The organism is Tenacibaculum sp. IMCC1 (assembly GCF_054906355.1).
Map to the genome: position 1 here is coordinate 1843506 of NZ_CM142818.1, position 18013 is coordinate 1861518.

Consider the following 18013-nt stretch of genomic DNA (forward strand, 5'->3'; position numbering starts at 1 on the left):
AGCTTATCTAAGAAAAATCGTACTGAAAATTTTGAAGAAAAAACAATTAAAATATGACATTGCCTATTTAAAAATGGCAAATGAATGGGGGCAACTTTCACACTGTATTCGTAAAAAAGTAGGCGCCTTAATTGTTAAAGATCGAATGATTATTTCTGATGGTTATAATGGTACTCCTTCTGGTTTTGAAAATTATTGTGAAGATGAAGAAGGGTACACCAAATGGTATGTGTTGCATGCCGAAGCCAATGCTATTTTAAAAGTAGCTTCTTCTACACAATCATGCAAAGGAGCTACTTTATATATTACACTTTCTCCTTGCCAACAATGCAGTAAATTAATACATCAAGCAGGAATAAAACGTGTAGTATATGCACAAGCATACAAAGACCGATCAGGATTAGATTTTTTAGAGAAAGCGGGTGTTGAACTGACTTATTTACCTTATGAACAAGAATAATTTACCTATATATTTATCTATTGCAGTTATTTTCGGTATTCTTATTGGGACCTTTTTTAGCAACGGAAAATCAAGAAATCTTATTGGGAAAAGCTCATCAAGTGAACGAAAAATAAAGCGTTTAATTGACTACATTCAAAGTGATTATGTTGATGCTGTTAACACAGATGATTTATTAGATGGAGCCATTGCAGAGATGTTAGGTAAATTAGATCCTCATTCAGTATACATTCCTAAAGAAAACTTACAATTGGTTACCGAAAACATGCAAGGTAATTTTGTAGGAATAGGTGTTCAATTTCGTATGATTGGTGATACTATTACCGTTATAGAACCTATTAAAGGAGGACCAAGTATTGAAGCAGGAATTAAAGCAGGTGATAGAATTTTACTTGCAGACAAGGATACACTCTATGGGAAAAAACTGCAAACTTCCCAAATAATGAAAGCTTTAAAAGGAAAGCCAAACACTAAAGTTGATTTGCAAATTTATAGAAAGACCAATGATAGTATTTTTAACATTACTATTAATCGTGGTAAAGTAAATATTAAAAGTGTTGATATTGCTTACATGTTAAACGATAGTATTGGCTATATAAAACTAGATCGTTTTGCACGTAACACCTATATTGAGTTTAAATCTTCTTTAAACAAATTACTTACAAAAGGAATGACTGATTTGGTCTTAGATCTTCGCGGAAATGGTGGTGGTTTTATTGATATTGCTAATGATATTGTTGACGAATTCTTAGAAGATGAAAAACTGATTGTATTTACAAAAAATAACAAAGGTGATATTGTAAAATCTTTCGCTACTGATAAAGGTGATTTTGAGCACGGTGGGTTATATGTACTAATTGATGAAAACTCCGCTTCTGCTTCTGAAATTGTAGCTGGCGCCTTGCAAGATAATGATAAAGGTATTATTATTGGACGTCGTTCTTTTGGAAAAGGGCTAGTACAGCAAGAAATGGACTTAGGAGATGGTTCTGCGGTTCGATTAACTACGGCTAGGTATTATACTCCAACAGGGCGTTCTATTCAAAAGCCTTATAAAAAAGACGCAGATTCTGAAGAATATAGTCATGATTTTGAACATCGACTAGAAAATGGGGAGTTGTTTACCAAAGACAGTATTAAAACTATTGATAGTTTGAAGTATACGACTCCTAAAGGTAAAGTAGTATATGGTGGCGGTGGAATTATTCCTGATTATTTTGTAGCGGTAGATACCTCAGCTTATATTCCTACAATTTTCTTCCGTCCTTTAAATGATTTCGCTTTTTCATATGTAGATGATAATCGTAAAAAACTCGCTTCATTAACCGTTGAGGATTTTATTAATAATTTTGATAAAGACAATAAGATTTCTAATAAATTCTTAGCAGAACTCAAAGATTTTAGACTTCCTGAAAGAACAAAAAATCAACTTCGCAATAACTTAAAAGTATTGATAGCTCGTGAACTTTTTAGTGACGAAGGTTTATACAAAGTAGATCAGCGAGATGATAAAATGCTGCAAAAAGTATTTGAGTTAGAACAAAAGCAAAATGAATAAGAAAATATTTAAAGTAATCATAGCGCTTTTTGTAATAGTGTTGACTTTTAAATTCTTCAGTTTTATTACTGAGAACTTCATACACGGATGGAATGCTCCTAACTAAAACTTCTTTTTAACCTAAATTGTAGTCTTTACACTACTTTGTTATATACATAATAGTAAATTTGTGCTGTATGTAAATTAATAAAGAGCAAGCTACAACAAATGAAGAAATCCGCGAACACCAGAGCAACTATTTTACAACAAGCTTTTGAACTTATTTATAAGAAAGGATATCAATCTACAAGTATTGATGAAATTATAGCGACTACTAAAGTAACAAAAGGTGCTTTTTATTATCATTTTAAAAATAAAAAGCAAATGGGAATTGCTGTTATTAAAGAGGTAATACAATCCAAAACCATTGATTTTTCTGTAAGTTTTCTTTCTTCTTCTACCAGTTTACATGATTCTTTATATACAATGATTGAAGAATTACTTTTACAAAATTCTTTTTTAACCATAGAATATGGTTGTCCTCTAGCTAACTTAATTCAAGAAATGTCGCCTTTAGACAATGATTTTAAAGAAGCTCTTGATAAAGCAAAGTCATTATGGACAAATGCTATTGCCACTTCTATTACCAAAGAACAGCAAAATAATACTTTTAACTCAAGTATTAATGCTGAAGAAGTTGCTAATTTTATTATAGCTAGCTATTGGGGAGCTAGAGCTTTAGGAAAATTAAGTAACAAGACAGATACTTATACCCATCATTTAAATCAATTAAAACTTTACTTAACTACTTTAAAATAATCTTAATCCTAAAAAACATACTAGTTAGTATGTTTTTGTTTTATCTTTGCTTTGTTCTAAAAAACAAGCAATGCAAATACATAATAATTATAGTCCATCTGTACTCAACAGAAAAGAAATCCAACAGTTTAAAAAGCTTTTAATTACCTCAAAATTAAAAGAGAGTTTCACTAAAACATTATATAAAATCGGTATTAAATCTAAAATAAAGTTTGATCTTGATACTATAAAAATTCCTGACTCTAAGCTATCTAAACTAGCTTTAGAAGAAGCAAATGAGTTATGTAACCCTATATTACTTTACCATTCTTACAGAACCTTCTTTTGGTCTGCTGGTATTGCTCTTTCAGAAAAACTACACTATGATGAAGAGTTACTATTTGTTTCATCAATGCTACATGATGTTGGTTTAACAGATACCCACAATCATGTGTGCAGTAAACAATGTTTTGCCAATTATGGAGGCTCTTTCGCAAATGAATTTGTGAAGAAAAACGATAGTGAAGATAAAGCTTCCACTATTAAAACTGCTATTGATATGCACTTATACCCTACTGTCGACAAGAAGAAGTTTGGTAACGAAGCTTACCTACTTTCAAAAGGTGCAGCTATGGATGTAATTGGTTCACACTATTTTCAAGTTCCAACTTCTTTTATTAAAGAAGTTCATAAAACATATCATAGAAATGGTTTTAAGGAAGATATTATTGAAACTATGGAAACATTAAACCATAAAGAAAATACTAGAGCCGATATTTTATATAAAATGGGATTTGCATCTATGGCTTCAAAAAATATTTTAGATTCTAAAAAATTTATTTTTTAGAGGTAAACTTAGCTTCCCTCTTAGTCTTATATACCTCTTCGATGGTTGGATTTTGAGGGCAGCTTTTTATTTGCTCAAACTTATCACCTGACTTTACATAACCTGTTTGCAATATTTTAAAGTAAACTCCTGGTATGTTTTGTTGCCAAAATTGTTTTACGATTTTCATATCATTAAAACGCACTCCTAGCTTCATGCATGGTTGACGTGGTTTAGTTACTTCAATAATAACCTCTCCTACTTTAAAAGTATCTCCCACGTGCAATTGACTTTCCTCTAAATCCGAAACAGTCAGATTTTCACCAAACATTCCATGTTTCCAATCTAAACTTGGGTATAACTCTTTCCAATATGCATAATGCTTCTCTGAATAGGCATAAACTGCTTGATCTATTCCTCCATGATATTCTCTATCACAAATAGCATCATCTTTTACTTTTTCAACATCTAAAAAGATAGGTTTCTCAACAGGAAACTTAAAAATACCTGTAGTAACGGTTTTCCCTTTCCAATCGATTTCTTTTCTTTCTCCTATGTTGGTGGCTACAATTTTCATTTTACTTCTTTATTCAATTAAAAAATTCTGCAATACATCCGCAATTTTTCGGTTATCTGATAATTGTGGAATCTTATTCTGACCTCCAAACTTTCCTATGGATTTCATATATTCATGGAAACCTCCTTTTTTCACTTTTCTAATAATAAGAGGACGTAAAATTTTACCTTCAATTAAATCGAAGTAATATACATTTTGCTCTTGCATAGAAGCATCAATTTTAGATGCTAACTCATCCAAATTCTCAGGTTCATTTTCAAACTCAATAAACCACTCATGATAAGGTAATCCACTTTCAGGATTTACTTGCGGAGCTACTGTAAACTCGCTTACATTCACATCAGTTCCTTTTATAGCATCATTCAACGCTTTTTCTACCTCTTTCCCTATTACATGCTCACCAAAAGCAGAGATAAAGTGTTTTATACGTCCTGTTACTTTTATTCTGTAGGGTTTTAAAGAAGTAAATTCTACAGTATCGCCAATATTATATCCCCATAAACCCGCCGAGGTGTTTAAAATAATAACATAATTCACCCCTAATTGAACGTCTTTTAATGATATTCTTGTTGGATTCTCATCAAAAAATTCATTTGCTGGAATAAATTCATAAAACATTCCTGAGTTTAACTGCAATAACATTCCTTTTTCGGTTTGAGAGTCTTGATATGCAATAAACCCTTCAGATGCTGGATATAACTCTACATAGTCTATTTTTTTCCCTATTAACGCTTCAAACTTGTTCTTGTATGGTTCAAAATTCACACCTCCATACACAAAGAAATTGAAGTTTGGAAAAATTTCAGAAACTGTCTTTCCAGTTTTCTCAATCAGTCGTTCAAAATACATTTGTACCCATGATGGAATTCCGCTAATTACCGTCATGTTTTCTGGCAAGGTTTCTTCAACTACTTTATCTACTTTGGTATCCCAATCTTCAATACAGTTGGTTTCCCAACTTGGTAAACGATTTTTTAAGAGATAATTTGGAACATAATGCGCTGCTATTCCACTTAACCGCCCTAATTTCACGCCGTTTTTATCTTCTAAAACTGGACTTCCCTGTAAAAAAATCATCTTCCCATCAACAAAGCTGGCATCGTTTGTTTCTGTGATATAAAACAACAAAGCATTTCGAGCTGCTTTAATATGTGTGGGCATGGATTCTTTACTTATAGGAATATATTTGGCTCCTGAAGTAGTTCCTGAAGTTTTGGCAAAATATAAGGGCTTTCCTTTCCACAAAACATTCTCTTCTCCTGCTACAACTCTATCTACATAACTACGTAAACCTTCATAGTCGTTAATAGGTACTCTTTTTTTAAAGTCTTCGTAATTGTTGATTGATACAAAATCATGATCTTTTCCAAATGCTGTTTTACATCCTTCTGTAACCAAATATTGAAAAACTTTTTCTTGTGTTTTATGTGGGTTGTTTGCCCATTTATATACTTGTTTTCGGACAATTTTTGCAAATGGAATTGCTAATATTGATTTTATACTCATGTTCTTTTTCTATTTACTGAAAATCTATATAGTTTGTTGGGTTAACAGGAAATCCATTATTCCACAACTCAAAATGTAAATGAGGTCCGGTAGTTAATTCTCCTGTGGAACCTACACTTGCTATTGCTTCTCCAGACTTTACGACGTCTCCTTGTTGTTTTAACAAAGTTCCGTTATGTTTATATACTGATATAAATTCGTTAGAATGTTGTATCGTTATTACATACCCTGTTTCTGCTGTCCATTCTGCTAAAATAACTGTACCGTCGGCTACGGCTTTTACAGGCGTGCCAGTTTTAGCTACAATATCGATCGCATAATGTTTGTCATTAACGTCGAATGGTTGTGATATGTTTCCTGTTAAAGGTGAAAAGAATACATTTTTAACTCTATTTGCCCCTCCGTTATGCAAAGGAAATAAGTCTTTGCTCTCTACTTTTTCTCTAAATAAAGAATCCTCCTTTGATGCTTGTAATTTACTTTCATCAAAAGCTATTGTTTTCATTTCTTTTGTTATAGAGTCTATCTTTTCAGGCTCAATTTGACCTGTTAAAACTGGCTTTAAAGCTTTAGTGTAACTTTCAATAACTGACAATCTAGTTTTTAAAGAATCTGCTTCATATGTTAATCTGGTAGCTTTTCTTTTTAAGGCTGTTGATGAATACCCTGGTATATATTCACGTATACCCGTAAAAGCAATTAACAAAGTGGTGAGTACTATAAGAAGTATAGAAAACACTCCTCCAAATACAAAAACATTTAATCGTGATAGCTTTAAAGAAAATCGTTCTTGAAACGTATCTTCATTAATTATTACTAGACGATACTTATCGGTAAGTTTCTGTTTAAGTTTTCGTTTTTTTTTATTTTTTGCCACGTTTTATACTTGTTTGGATTTCAAATATACAACGAAAAAACGGCGAAACTATTTTTTATAAAAATTCATCTCATCAATATACTTCCAAACCTTTTGAGACAACAAAGGTTTACAGTTTTTTTCTTCTTTTATGGCTTTGCGAATCATGGTTGAAGAAATTTCTATTATTGGAGCTTCAACTCTATGAATTTTTTTGTGATTTTTAAACTGGCTTTCAACAATTCCTTCAGAAACCCTAGGGTAAACATAAATATTATAATCTTCTAAAATTGCCTCATAGTTTTTCCATTTATGCAAACTTTTTAGATTGTCTTCTCCCATAATTAGGCTAAAGTTATAACTAGGGTGTTTTTCAGAAATATGTGCTAAGGTATTTATAGTATAATTTGGTTGAGGAAGCCTAAACTCTATATCTGATGGTTGAATCTTCTCATATTCTTCTGTAGCCAAATATACCATATCTAAACGATGATGGTTATCTAACAGTGAGCTTTTCTTTTTAAAAGGGTTATGAGGCGTAACCACCATCCAAACTTCATCTAAATTAGAATACTCAACCATATGATTGGCTATAATTAAATGCCCTATATGAATTGGATTAAAAGTTCCGAAGTATAATCCGATGTTTTTCATATTTATAGATACTAGACTTATTCTTTATCCGTTTTTCACTTTCTTTTTTATTCCTAAAAAATCATCTACTAAATCTTCCGCTTCTTGTAATGCTACAGGTAAGTCGTAGTTTTTAATGATTTTATCAAACTGTGGTGCTGTTGCTAATTCTACTGATGCTTTTGCAATACGCATGTTAATCTTGTCTTCGCTTTCGGTACTTCTTTTCTTTAAACGAATTTTTAGCTCATCAACACTTGGTGGCTTTACAAACACAGCTAAGGTTTCTTCTGGAAATTTCTTCTTAATACGTAAACCTCCAACAACATCAATATCAAAAATTACATGTTTTCCTTGCGCCCAAATTCGTTCAACTTCTGTTTTTAACGTTCCATAAAAGTTATCACGATACACTTCTTCCCACTCTAAAAACTCGTCATTTTTTATTTTTTGCTTGAATTCTTTTGCAGAGATAAAATAATAATCTTTTCCATCAACTTCTTCTCCTCTTGGAGCTCTTGAAGTAGCTGAGATTGAAAACTCCAAATTAAAACGTTCTTTTGCCAACAAATGACGTACAATAGTAGTTTTACCTGAACCTGATGGTGCTGAAAACACAAATAATTTCCCTTTAAACTCTTTCGACATTTTTATAAAACGTTTAAAATTTGTTCTTTTATTTTTTCTAACTCGTCTTTCATTTGGATGACTAATTTTTGCATTGGTGCAAAATTAGCTTTTGATCCTGTTGTGTTGATTTCTCTTCCGATTTCTTGTACGATAAATCCTAATTTTTTTCCATTGGAATCTTCTGTTGCTAATTGCTGTAAAAAATACTCTAAGTGATTAGCTAAACGTACTTTTTCTTCGTTAATATCTAACTTTTCTAAATAATAAATCAGCTCTTGTTCAAAACGATTTTCATCAACCTCAACTTTTAAATCTGTTAATGCTTTTTGTAAGCGTTCTTTAACATGCTCTATTCTATCACCATCTAACTTTTTAACTTCTTCTAAAGCAGATTGAATATTTAGTATTCTTGTTTTAAAATCTTCTTCTAACGATTTTGCTTCGTCAGTTCTATATTGAATAATTTCTTTTAAAGCTTCGTCAATATGAGTATCTATTTGCTTCCACTCTTCTTCATCTAACTCTTCACGCTCTGTTTTTAAAGCATCTGGCATTCTAACAGCCATTTTCATTAACTCAACATCATCTGAAGTTCCTACTTGAGTTACATTTCTTAATTGCTGCATGTACTCTCGTACCACACCTGTATTCACCGTAGTTGAAGTTTCATCTGCAGTCATTTCCACATAAATAGAAAAATCCACTTTACCTCTTACCAAGTTACTTGCTAGTTTTTTTCGAACATTGAGTTCTTTTTCTCTGTAATATGAAGGAATTCTAGTATTTAAATCTAAGTTTTTACTGTTTAAAGATTTAATTTCGATTGTTACTTTTTTAGAGGGTAAATGTAGTACGGATTTACCGTAACCCGTCATTGACTGTATCATAACTTCGGTTTAATAATCCGCAAAGATACGTTTATTTATTGGGAGTTTCTGCTGGACGTTTGGTTACCAAAAATACTCCTAAAAAGATTAATAATGCAGCTCCTATTTTAACCAAATCTAAATGATCACTACCTACAATCAATGCGTAAATAGCTGCTACCACAGGTTGTAAATACATAAAAACACTTACTGTGGTTGGTTTTAATTTTGATAATGCAAATAAGTTAAACAAGTAAGTAATACAAGTAGTGAATAATACTACAAAACCTACTTTTAAGAAAATTGAAACAGGCATTGTTTGCCACTGTACCTCTAACAGTTCAGAAAAACCAAAAGGTAGTACCATTATCAATCCAAAAAGATATAACCACTTAACAAAAACAATAGGGTTGTATTTTGCTATTAGTTTTTTTACAACCACCAAATACATACCATACGATGCTGCATTAATGAATACTAAAAAGTTTCCTAGCACCATATTAGTTGCATCTCCTTTAAGTGGGTTTCCGTAAGCTATTAAAATTATGGCTCCTACCATACCAACTACAACTCCTGCTATTTTTCTTAAAACTAATTTCTCTTTTAAAAGAATACTAGCAAAAATTAATACTAAAATAGGAGTAGTCACCATCATAACTGATGCATTGATCGGCGTAGTATAACTTAACCCTTTAAAAAACGTAAGCATATTGAAAGCAATGCCAAAAAAAGCTGCCATTGCTACTCGCTTATAATCTGTTTTATCTATCGATGCCGCTTTAACAAAAAGCCCTAATAGCCAAAAAATCATAGTAGCCCCACCAACACGAAGCAATATAAAACCAAATGGTTGAATATATCCCTCCATCACTTCTTTAGCTACTGTAAATGTAACCCCGTAAATAAGTGTTGCGATTGAAGCTGCTGTAAGTGCTAACGCTCTTTGATTCATTTTTATGGTTTTAAAAACAGGTGCAAATATGATGATAATTTTATTCTTTTTTACTACTATTTTACCTCATACCAATCTTTAAATATCACTTTTACTTAAACTAAAAAAGCACTGCAAATGCAGTGCTTTTCCCTTTGGCTGATTAACTTTTGATTAGTCCACTAAAGGTGGTATTCTTAATACTTGTCCTGGATAAATTTTATCAGGGTGTGTTAACATTGGTTTATTTGCTTCGAAAATTACTGGATACTTCATAGCATCTCCATAAAATTCTTTTGCAATTTTACTTAATGAGTCTCCACTTACTACAGTGTGAAATTGTGCCATAGCAGCTTCTTCGATAACTTCAACTTCTTTAACGGTCATATTGTCTTCTACAGAAGCAATCCCCTCCGTATTACCCACTACTAAAACTACTTTTTCTTTAGTAGCTAAATCTGCTGCTTCTCCTGTTACTGTAGCCTTATCATCTTCCACATTAACAGCTAAGTTTTCAACAGAAAGCTCTAATTTATTTACTGCATCTACTAATTTTGCAGCTTTCTCTGTAGCTTCTTCTTCAGTTGTTTTCCCGATACCGAATACTTTTGCCCCGGCATTTTTAATAAATGAAAAAATTCCCATTCTCTTTTTTGATTTTTTGTTAATATTCTTTTTACTGTCTGACTAAGATACAATTTTTATACCAAAACTCGTATTCCAAAATAATTAAAAAAAAGCCTCTTTAAAACTAAAAAAGCACCTAAACATGGATGCTTAACCTATTATATCTTGTTCTCCTCTACTCTTTATTAAAAGAATTCCAACCTTGTGCTTTTAATTCAATTTCTTGGTTTGCACGTGTTACTAAGTTTATCCCTTCATTTTCTTCAGTAATATGACCTATAACTGTTAAATTAGGATTTCCTTTTATTTTATCATAATCAGCAATAGAAACCGTAAATAACAACTCATAATCTTCTCCTCCACTTAAAGCTATCATCGTACTATCCATATTAAATTCTTCAGAAGTAGAAATAACCTGTGGGTCTAATGGTAATTTATCTTCATATATTTTACATCCTGTTTTACTTTGCGTACAGATATGCATAATTTCAGAAGATAATCCATCAGAAATATCAATCATCGAAGTTGGCTTTACCTCTAATTCTTCTAATAACTTAGGAATGTCTTTACGTGCTTCTGGTTTTAATTGACGTTCGATTATATAAGTATACTTATCCAAATCTGGCTGATTTTGAGGATTCACTTGAAACACTTGTTTTTCACGTTCTAATACTTGTAACCCTAAATATGCTCCTCCTAAATCTCCCGAAACTACAATTAAGTCAGTAGGTTTAGCCCCATTTCTATAAACAATTTTCTCTTTATTAGCAGTACCAATAGCTGTAACAGAAATTAATATTCCTCTTGTTGAAGATGTAGTATCTCCTCCCACTAAGTCTACCTTATATGTATCGCATGCTAGTTGTATTCCTGCATATAATTCCTCAATAGCTTCTAACGGAAAACGATTAGATACAGCGATAGATACGGTTATTTGTTCCGCATTAGCATTCATTGCGTAAACATCTGATAAATTAACCATTACCGCTTTGTACCCTAAATGCTTTAAAGGCATGTAACTCAAGTCAAAATGCACTCCTTCAACCAATAAATCAGTTGTAATTACAGTTTCTTTATCCGATGTATTAATCACAGCTGCATCATCTCCAACCCCTTTCACAGTTGAAGAATGATACATTTTAAAATGTTTTGTTAAATGGTTTATTAACCCAAACTCTCCTAGCTCAGCTAACGAAGTTCTTTCTTGATTTTTATCTTCTAACATGCTGCAAAGATAACGACTAACAAACAAAAAGAAGTATTCTGCTTAAGCTAATCTATACAAAATAAAAATAGGGTTTTGCTGTTTTTATATGTTATATAAATAGTTAATTACTTAATTTAGTGATTTTAAACCCCAATTTATGGAAAACTTTAAAACCTTATTCGTTTTAGTTGGAATGCTGTTTTTAGCTTCTTGCACATCCTCTTCTAGCGAAACTCCAATAAAAACCAATAAAACTGCGTGCTCTAATGGAAAAGCAGGAATTTATTCTTGTGATGGCTATGATTTACTATTAAACATACCTCTAAGCACATTTGATGCTGTTAGCGGAAGTGACTGTTGGGGATGGACAGATCCAACAACCAACAAAGAATACGCTATTATGTGTGTAGATAATGGAACTACTTTTGTTGATATTACCGATACAGAAAACCCTATTTATTTAGGCAAACTTCCAACTGCAACTACGAGTAAAAGTTGGTGGGATGTGAAGGTATATAACAACCATGCTTTTATTGTTAGTGAGGCTACAAATCATGGTATGCAAGTATTTGACTTAACAAAACTTAGAAATATTACAAACCCTCCAAAAACGTTTGTAGCTGACAAGCATTTTACTGGTTTTGGTAGCGCACACAACATTGTTATTAATGAAAATTCAGGATACGCATACCCTGTGGGTACAAATAGATCTGGAACATATAGAGGAGGTCCTTTATTTATCAATATACAAAATCCTCTAAATCCAATAAATGAAGGTGGATGGGGAATGGACAATTATAGTCATGATGCACAAGTGGTAACCTACAATGGACCAGACACAAATTACATAGGTAAAGAAATACTAATAGGAAGTAATGAAAATGAGGTCGTAATTGTTGACATTACTGATAAAGCAAACCCTGTAAACATTTCTAAAGTTTCATATGCAAACGTTGGTTATACACATCAAGGTTGGTTTACTGAAAATCAAAAATATTTTATTTTAGGAGACGAGTTAGATGAACAAAATTTCGGTCACAATACAAGGACTATTGTTTTTGATTTTTCTGATTTAGAGAACCCTAAACAACACTTTATATACACAGGACCTACTTCGGCAATTGATCATAATGGATATATTAAAGGAAGTACTTTTTATTTAGCAAACTATAATGCTGGTGTACGTTTTATTGACATTTCAAATATAGAGAGTAAAACTATTACCGAAACAAATTTCTTTGATACACACCCTGAAAATGATAATGCTGATTTTAATGGTGTTTGGAGCGTATACCCCTACTTTAAAAGCGGAAAAATTGTGGTAAGCGACATTAATAGAGGTTTATTTATCCTTAAAAAACAATAAATGCTTAAAAAACTCCCATTATTAATTTTCTTATTAATTATTTACAGCTGTAATAAAGATGATGGTATACAACTTAATTCTACAACCAAAATCCCTAAAGTTAGTTTGGTTCAAACTTTGGGCGGTTCTATAAATGAAAGCGGTAGAAGTGTAATTAGTACTACTGATGGAGGCTATATTATAGCTGGTTATACTCAAAGTATTGATGGAGATATAGAAACCACTAAAAATATAATTCAATACGACTTTTGGATTTTAAAGTTTGACTCCAATGATAACCTTATATGGCAAAAAACCTATGGCGGTTCAAAAGATGACAAAGCATCTAAAATTATTAAAACAAAAGATAATGGTTTTGCTATTGTAGGTTACGGAAAAAGTGATGATGGAGATGTAAATACAAACGAAGGGTTTGATGACGTTTGGGTATTAAAACTAGACAACAACGGCACAATAGTATGGGAAAAAACTACTGGTTTTTCTGGAGCTGACCAAGGTTTTTCAATTATTCAGACTTCTGACGGAGGTTATTTTGTTGGAAGTATTCTAGATGTTACAGCATCTGGAGGCTTAGGTAATTCAAAACAAGCAGCCAAACATGCCGGTGGAGACTATTGGGGAGTTAAACTCAATATTAACGGAGATATTGAATGGAGAAAATACTTTGGAGGCACAAATACTGATACTTGTTACGACGTAGCAGAAGCAGCTGACGGCTATTTATTAATTGGTTCTTCAGACAGTAATGATGTAGATATAAAAAACAACAAGGGCTCTTATGACTTTTGGGTTGTTAAGATTAATAAAAGTGGAAATTTACTTTGGGAAAAATCTTTTGGTGGTACAGAAATTGATGAAGCTAGAGCAATAACAAAAACCAATGATGGAAACTTCATTATAGTAGGAGATACACGTAGCTCTAATCAAGACATTTCTCAAAATAATGGTGGTGCCGATTTATGGGTTGTAAAAATAACAAGTCAAGGAGCATTGCTTTGGCAAAAGAACTATGGCGGTTCGAGTTTTGATGTTGGCAGATCGATTAAAAAAACATTGAACGGAGATTTTTTAATCTCTGGAAGTTCAAGAAGCGCTGACAACAATTTCATCAATAAAGGTCAAAATGACGCATTGATTATGAAAATTGATACAGATGGAAATCTATTATGGCAAAAAACCGTTGGAGGAACAGAAATAGATTTTTGTTACGATGCTGTAGAATTAACAAATGGTAGTATTATAGCTGTAGGCGATAGTAGCAGCAATAACCAAGATATAACAACAAACAAGGGGTTTTCAGACCTACTAATTATCAAACTAAAATAATAAATGAAATACTTTTTAACTTTTTCCCTTAGTCTATTACTATTTTCTTGTAGCTCAGATAATGATGAACCTATCAAAGAAGTTTCAGTAAAACTAAAATTTAGTCAAAATTGGGATGGTACTTTAATTGAAAAATCTGACTTAGAAAGCACTGAATTCACTAATAAAAAAGGAAGTAAACTCTCTATAAGCAGATTACGCTATTTAATCTCACGTATTAGCCTTGTTAATGGTGCAGGAGATACAACTAAATTTGACAGTTACAAACTAATTGACCTAAGTAAACCAGACAGTTTAACCTACGCTCTTTCTAAAAAAATATCAGAAGGAAGCTATAAACTACTTTTTACCTTCGGTTTTAATAATAGTAACAATTTAAGTGGAACATATCCAGATTTAAACTCTGCTGATTGGAATGTACCAGATATGATGGGAGGAGGATACCACTTTATGCAATTAGACGGTAAATACAAAGACACCTTAGGGGTAGAAAACCCATATAATTTTCATGCTGTAAGAGCTTATGACAAAGAAAAAGATTCTATTTTAGATACTTCTTTTGGAATTGAAACTGGATCTATCCTCTTAAAAAACAATGCTACAATAGAAATTAAAATGAATGTAGCTGGATGGTTTAAAAGCCCTAATGACTGGGATTTAACCAAAAAAAGTGTTGACTTAATGATGGATTTTGAAGCTCAGAAAGAAATTTCTGAAAATGGGAAAAGTGGTGTATTTAGTTTAGGAAATATTTCTCAATAATAATGATGCTAAAAAGTATATATCTTTCTTTTCTACTGTTTCTTTTACTTAGTTGTTCTTCTAAAGGAGAAGAAGAAAGTATATATACTCCTGTTCCTACCAGTTTAGAAATCCCTAAATTATTTCAACAAAAATTAATAGCTCCTGTTATTCCAGCTAACAATCCTCTAACAAAAGAAGGAATAGCTTTGGGTAAAAAATTGTTTTTTGACCCTATTTTATCAAAAGACAACACACAATCTTGCGCTAGTTGTCACGACCCAAAAAACGCTTTTACCGATGACACTCGTTTTAGTGAAGGAGTCGATGGTAAATTCGGAACGCGAAACTCAATGCCGCTATTTAATTTAGCTTGGAATTTTGATGAACGTTTTATGTGGGATGGAAAAGAACTCAGTATTGAACGTCAAGCATTCTCTCCTGTTCGTAATCCAATTGAAATGCACAGTGATTGGAAAAATGTAACTAAAAAACTACAAGAACACGCTGAATACCCGACCCTTTTTCAACGAGCTTTTGGAGCATCAAAAATAGACTCAACATTAGTTACCAAGGCAATCGCTCAGTTTGAAAGAACTCTAATTTCTGGAAATTCAAAATTTGACCAACACCTTTTAGGTAAAGTAGAGTTAACTCCTAAAGAACAAAATGGGTTTAATGTGTTTATGGACGAAACTAGAGGAGACTGTTTTCATTGTCATGGAAGCGACAACAACCCTTTATGGACAGATAACAAATTCCACAACAACGGTTTAGATGAAAATTTTACCGATTTAGGATTAGGCACCGTTACAGGTGACCCTAATGACAACGGAAAGTTTAGAAGCCCCTCTCTACGAAATTTAAAATTTACCGCTCCTTACATGCACGATGGACGGTTTACTACTTTAGAAGAAGTTATAAACCATTATTCTGAAGGTTTAAAATTATCTTCTACAATAGATCCCTTAATGAAGAAAGCCAATCAAGGAGGAGTACAACTCTCAGATAAAGATAAAGCAGACTTAAAAGCTTTTTTGCTAACCCTTTCTGATGATGATTTTGTAAACAATACTGATTTCAAACAATAATCTTCTAACAATCAACCTGTAGATTTAAAGTATAAACAATTTTTATTGCTTAATAACTATATTCATTTCAAAAAATGATATAAATCATATTTTGTCATTATCTTTGCAGTCACTTAGATTTAATCTATTTAAAACGATGATAAAAGTTTCAGACACAGCAAAAAAGAAAGTCATTGAACTAATGACTGATGACGGATTTGACACTACAACTGACTTTGTTCGTGTTGGGGTAAAAAGTGGCGGTTGTTCAGGATTATCATACGACTTAACTTTTGACAAAACCCAACAGGAAAACGACAAGGTTTTTGAAGACAACGATGTAAAAATTATTGTTGATAAAAAGAGTTTTTTATACCTAGTTGGAACAACTTTAGAATATTCTGGAGGTTTAAACGGTAAAGGATTCGTATTTAACAATCCTAATGCTAACAGAACTTGTGGTTGCGGAGAGAGTTTCTCTCTATAAACCTATACATCACAAAAAGAATACAAAAAACTGATGAGTAAATACACCGAGGACGATTTAAGAGAAGAATTAAAAACCAAAGAGTACGAATATGGTTTTTATACTGATATTGAAAGTGAAAAGTTTCCTAATGGAATAAACGAAGATATCGTTCGTGCCATTTCTAAAAAGAAAAATGAGCCAGAATGGATGACTGAATGGCGTTTAGAAGCTTTTAGAATTTGGGAACAAATGGAAGAACCAGAGTGGGCTAATGTTACCTACAAAAAACCAAGTTTTCAAGATATTTCTTACTACTCAGCTCCTAAACAAAAACCTAAATTAAATAGTTTAGATGAGGTAGACCCTGATTTATTAGCAACTTTTGAAAAATTAGGAATTTCTTTAGAAGAACAAAAAAGGTTAGCAAATGTAGCTGTTGATATTGTAATGGATTCTGTTTCTGTTGCTACTACTTTTAAAGAAACCTTAGCTGAAAAAGGAATTATTTTCATGCCAATATCTGAAGCTATTCAAGAGCATCCAGAATTAGTACGAAAATATATCGGTTCTGTTGTACCACCAACTGACAACTTTTACGCTGCGTTAAACTCGGCTGTATTTTCAGATGGATCTTTTTGTTATATTCCAAAAGGAGTTCGTTGTCCAATGGAATTATCTACTTACTTCCGTATTAACGAAGGAGGAACAGGACAGTTTGAGCGTACGTTAGTAGTTGCTGATGAAAGTAGTTACGTTTCTTACTTAGAAGGATGTACTGCTCCACAACGTGATGAAAATCAATTACACGCAGCAGTTGTTGAGCTTATTGCTTTAGACGATGCTGAAATAAAATATTCAACAGTTCAAAACTGGTTTCCTGGAGACTCAGAAGGTAAAGGAGGAGTATATAACTTTGTTACCAAAAGAGGTTTGTGCGAAACCAATGCTAAAATTTCTTGGACGCAAGTTGAAACAGGATCAGCAATTACATGGAAGTACCCAAGTTGTATTTTAAAAGGAAATAATTCTGTAGGTGAATTTTATTCAATTGCTGTAACAAACAATCATCAACAAGCCGATACGGGTACTAAGATGATTCACTTAGGAAAGAATACCAAATCAACTATTATATCAAAAGGAATTTCAGCAGGTAAGTCGCAAAACAGTTATCGTGGTTTAGTTCAAATAAATTCAAGAGCAGAAAATGCACGTAACTTCTCTCAATGTGATTCTTTATTAATGGGTAATGAGTGTGGTGCTCATACTTTTCCTTATATCGAAGCTAAAAATAAATCGGCTCAAATAGAACACGAAGCTACTACTAGTAAAATTGGTGAAGATCAATTATTTTACTGTAATCAACGTGGTATTGATACTGAAAAAGCTATTGCATTAATTGTTAATGGGTTTAGTAAAGAAGTATTAAATAAGCTTCCAATGGAATTTGCTGTAGAAGCTCAAAAATTATTAGAAATTTCGTTAGAAGGTTCTGTAGGATAATTAACCTAATGTGTTAATTATAAACACAACAATTATTAAAAATTAAACGTACGCTTATAGTCAACAGCTTAAAGCCAATAGTATAAG

Annotated in this window: 19 protein-coding genes; 10 read left to right on the forward strand and 9 right to left on the reverse strand. The window is 32.2% G+C overall.

Features of this window, described 5'->3' with window-relative positions:
• Positions 1 to 28: 28 nt before the first annotated feature.
• From ACXIHB_RS08675 to ACXIHB_RS08690, 4 genes are all read left to right on the forward strand, one after another.
• Positions 29 to 460, forward strand: coding sequence for a deoxycytidylate deaminase (locus tag ACXIHB_RS08675; protein WP_047789925.1), 432 nt, complete (start codon positions 29 to 31; stop codon positions 458 to 460).
• On the forward strand, positions 447 to 2018 hold the full coding sequence (locus ACXIHB_RS08680; protein ID WP_462098070.1) for a S41 family peptidase: 1572 nt from the start codon (positions 447 to 449) through the stop codon (positions 2016 to 2018). Before ACXIHB_RS08675 ends, ACXIHB_RS08680 begins: the two co-directional genes overlap by 14 nt.
• A gap of 207 nt (positions 2019 to 2225) precedes the next feature.
• Positions 2226 to 2816, forward strand: a complete 591-nt coding sequence (locus ACXIHB_RS08685; RefSeq protein WP_281980042.1) for a TetR/AcrR family transcriptional regulator — start codon at positions 2226 to 2228, stop codon at positions 2814 to 2816.
• Between the two features lie 70 nt (positions 2817 to 2886).
• Complete coding sequence (locus ACXIHB_RS08690) at positions 2887 to 3642, forward strand: HD domain-containing protein (RefSeq protein WP_047789922.1); 756 nt, start codon at positions 2887 to 2889, stop codon at positions 3640 to 3642.
• On the opposite strand, the gene ACXIHB_RS08695 is transcribed toward ACXIHB_RS08690, so the two are convergent.
• The 9 genes from ACXIHB_RS08695 to thiL all read right to left on the reverse strand — a co-directional run bounded on the left by ACXIHB_RS08695 (position 3632) and on the right by thiL (position 11472).
• Entirely contained in the window at positions 3632 to 4198 is a 567-nt protein-coding gene (locus ACXIHB_RS08695; RefSeq protein WP_047789921.1) for an MOSC domain-containing protein, read from the reverse strand. The genes ACXIHB_RS08690 and ACXIHB_RS08695 overlap by 11 nt on opposite strands.
• A gap of 9 nt (positions 4199 to 4207) precedes the next feature.
• Entirely contained in the window at positions 4208 to 5704 is a 1497-nt protein-coding gene (locus tag ACXIHB_RS08700) for a GH3 auxin-responsive promoter family protein (RefSeq protein ID WP_462098071.1), read from the reverse strand.
• Positions 5705 to 5717: 13 nt separating this feature from the next.
• Positions 5718 to 6581: a M23 family metallopeptidase gene (locus ACXIHB_RS08705; RefSeq protein WP_047789919.1), complete on the reverse strand. Its 864-nt coding sequence runs from the start codon at positions 6579 to 6581 to the stop codon at positions 5718 to 5720.
• Positions 6582 to 6629: 48 nt separating this feature from the next.
• Positions 6630 to 7214: a nicotinate (nicotinamide) nucleotide adenylyltransferase gene (nadD, locus tag ACXIHB_RS08710; RefSeq protein WP_462098072.1), complete on the reverse strand. Its 585-nt coding sequence runs from the start codon at positions 7212 to 7214 to the stop codon at positions 6630 to 6632.
• Positions 7215 to 7238: 24 nt separating this feature from the next.
• Entirely contained in the window at positions 7239 to 7841 is a 603-nt protein-coding gene (gene gmk, locus ACXIHB_RS08715) for a guanylate kinase (RefSeq protein ID WP_047789917.1), read from the reverse strand.
• A gap of 2 nt (positions 7842 to 7843) precedes the next feature.
• Entirely contained in the window at positions 7844 to 8710 is an 867-nt protein-coding gene (locus ACXIHB_RS08720) for a YicC/YloC family endoribonuclease (RefSeq protein WP_231128374.1), read from the reverse strand.
• 31 nt (positions 8711 to 8741) lie between these two features.
• Entirely contained in the window at positions 8742 to 9641 is a 900-nt protein-coding gene (locus tag ACXIHB_RS08725) for a DMT family transporter (protein ID WP_047789915.1), read from the reverse strand.
• 153 nt (positions 9642 to 9794) lie between these two features.
• Positions 9795 to 10265: a peptidoglycan-binding protein LysM gene (lysM, locus tag ACXIHB_RS08730; protein WP_047789914.1), complete on the reverse strand. Its 471-nt coding sequence runs from the start codon at positions 10263 to 10265 to the stop codon at positions 9795 to 9797.
• Positions 10266 to 10422: 157 nt separating this feature from the next.
• Positions 10423 to 11472, reverse strand: a complete 1050-nt coding sequence (thiL, locus tag ACXIHB_RS08735) for a thiamine-phosphate kinase (RefSeq protein ID WP_047789913.1) — start codon at positions 11470 to 11472, stop codon at positions 10423 to 10425.
• Between the two features lie 139 nt (positions 11473 to 11611).
• Between thiL and ACXIHB_RS08740 the strand changes: the two genes are divergently transcribed.
• The 6 genes from ACXIHB_RS08740 (at position 11612) to sufB (ending at position 17926) form a co-directional block, all read left to right on the forward strand.
• Positions 11612 to 12820, forward strand: a complete 1209-nt coding sequence (locus ACXIHB_RS08740; RefSeq protein WP_082118666.1) for a choice-of-anchor B family protein — start codon at positions 11612 to 11614, stop codon at positions 12818 to 12820.
• A complete protein-coding gene (locus tag ACXIHB_RS08745; protein ID WP_462098073.1) occupies positions 12821 to 14146 on the forward strand; it encodes a hypothetical protein in 1326 nt (441 codons plus the stop codon).
• Positions 14147 to 14149: 3 nt separating this feature from the next.
• Positions 14150 to 14908 (forward strand): MbnP family protein, encoded by a 759-nt coding sequence (locus tag ACXIHB_RS08750; RefSeq protein ID WP_073182169.1) that lies wholly within the window; start codon positions 14150 to 14152, stop codon positions 14906 to 14908.
• Between the two features lie 2 nt (positions 14909 to 14910).
• Positions 14911 to 15978 (forward strand): cytochrome-c peroxidase, encoded by a 1068-nt coding sequence (locus ACXIHB_RS08755; RefSeq protein WP_462098074.1) that lies wholly within the window; start codon positions 14911 to 14913, stop codon positions 15976 to 15978.
• A 136-nt stretch (positions 15979 to 16114) separates the two neighbouring features.
• Positions 16115 to 16444: a HesB/IscA family protein gene (locus ACXIHB_RS08760; RefSeq protein WP_047789909.1), complete on the forward strand. Its 330-nt coding sequence runs from the start codon at positions 16115 to 16117 to the stop codon at positions 16442 to 16444.
• A 33-nt stretch (positions 16445 to 16477) separates the two neighbouring features.
• Positions 16478 to 17926, forward strand: coding sequence for a Fe-S cluster assembly protein SufB (gene sufB, locus ACXIHB_RS08765; RefSeq protein WP_073182171.1), 1449 nt, complete (start codon positions 16478 to 16480; stop codon positions 17924 to 17926).
• The last annotated feature ends 87 nt before the right edge of the window (positions 17927 to 18013 follow it).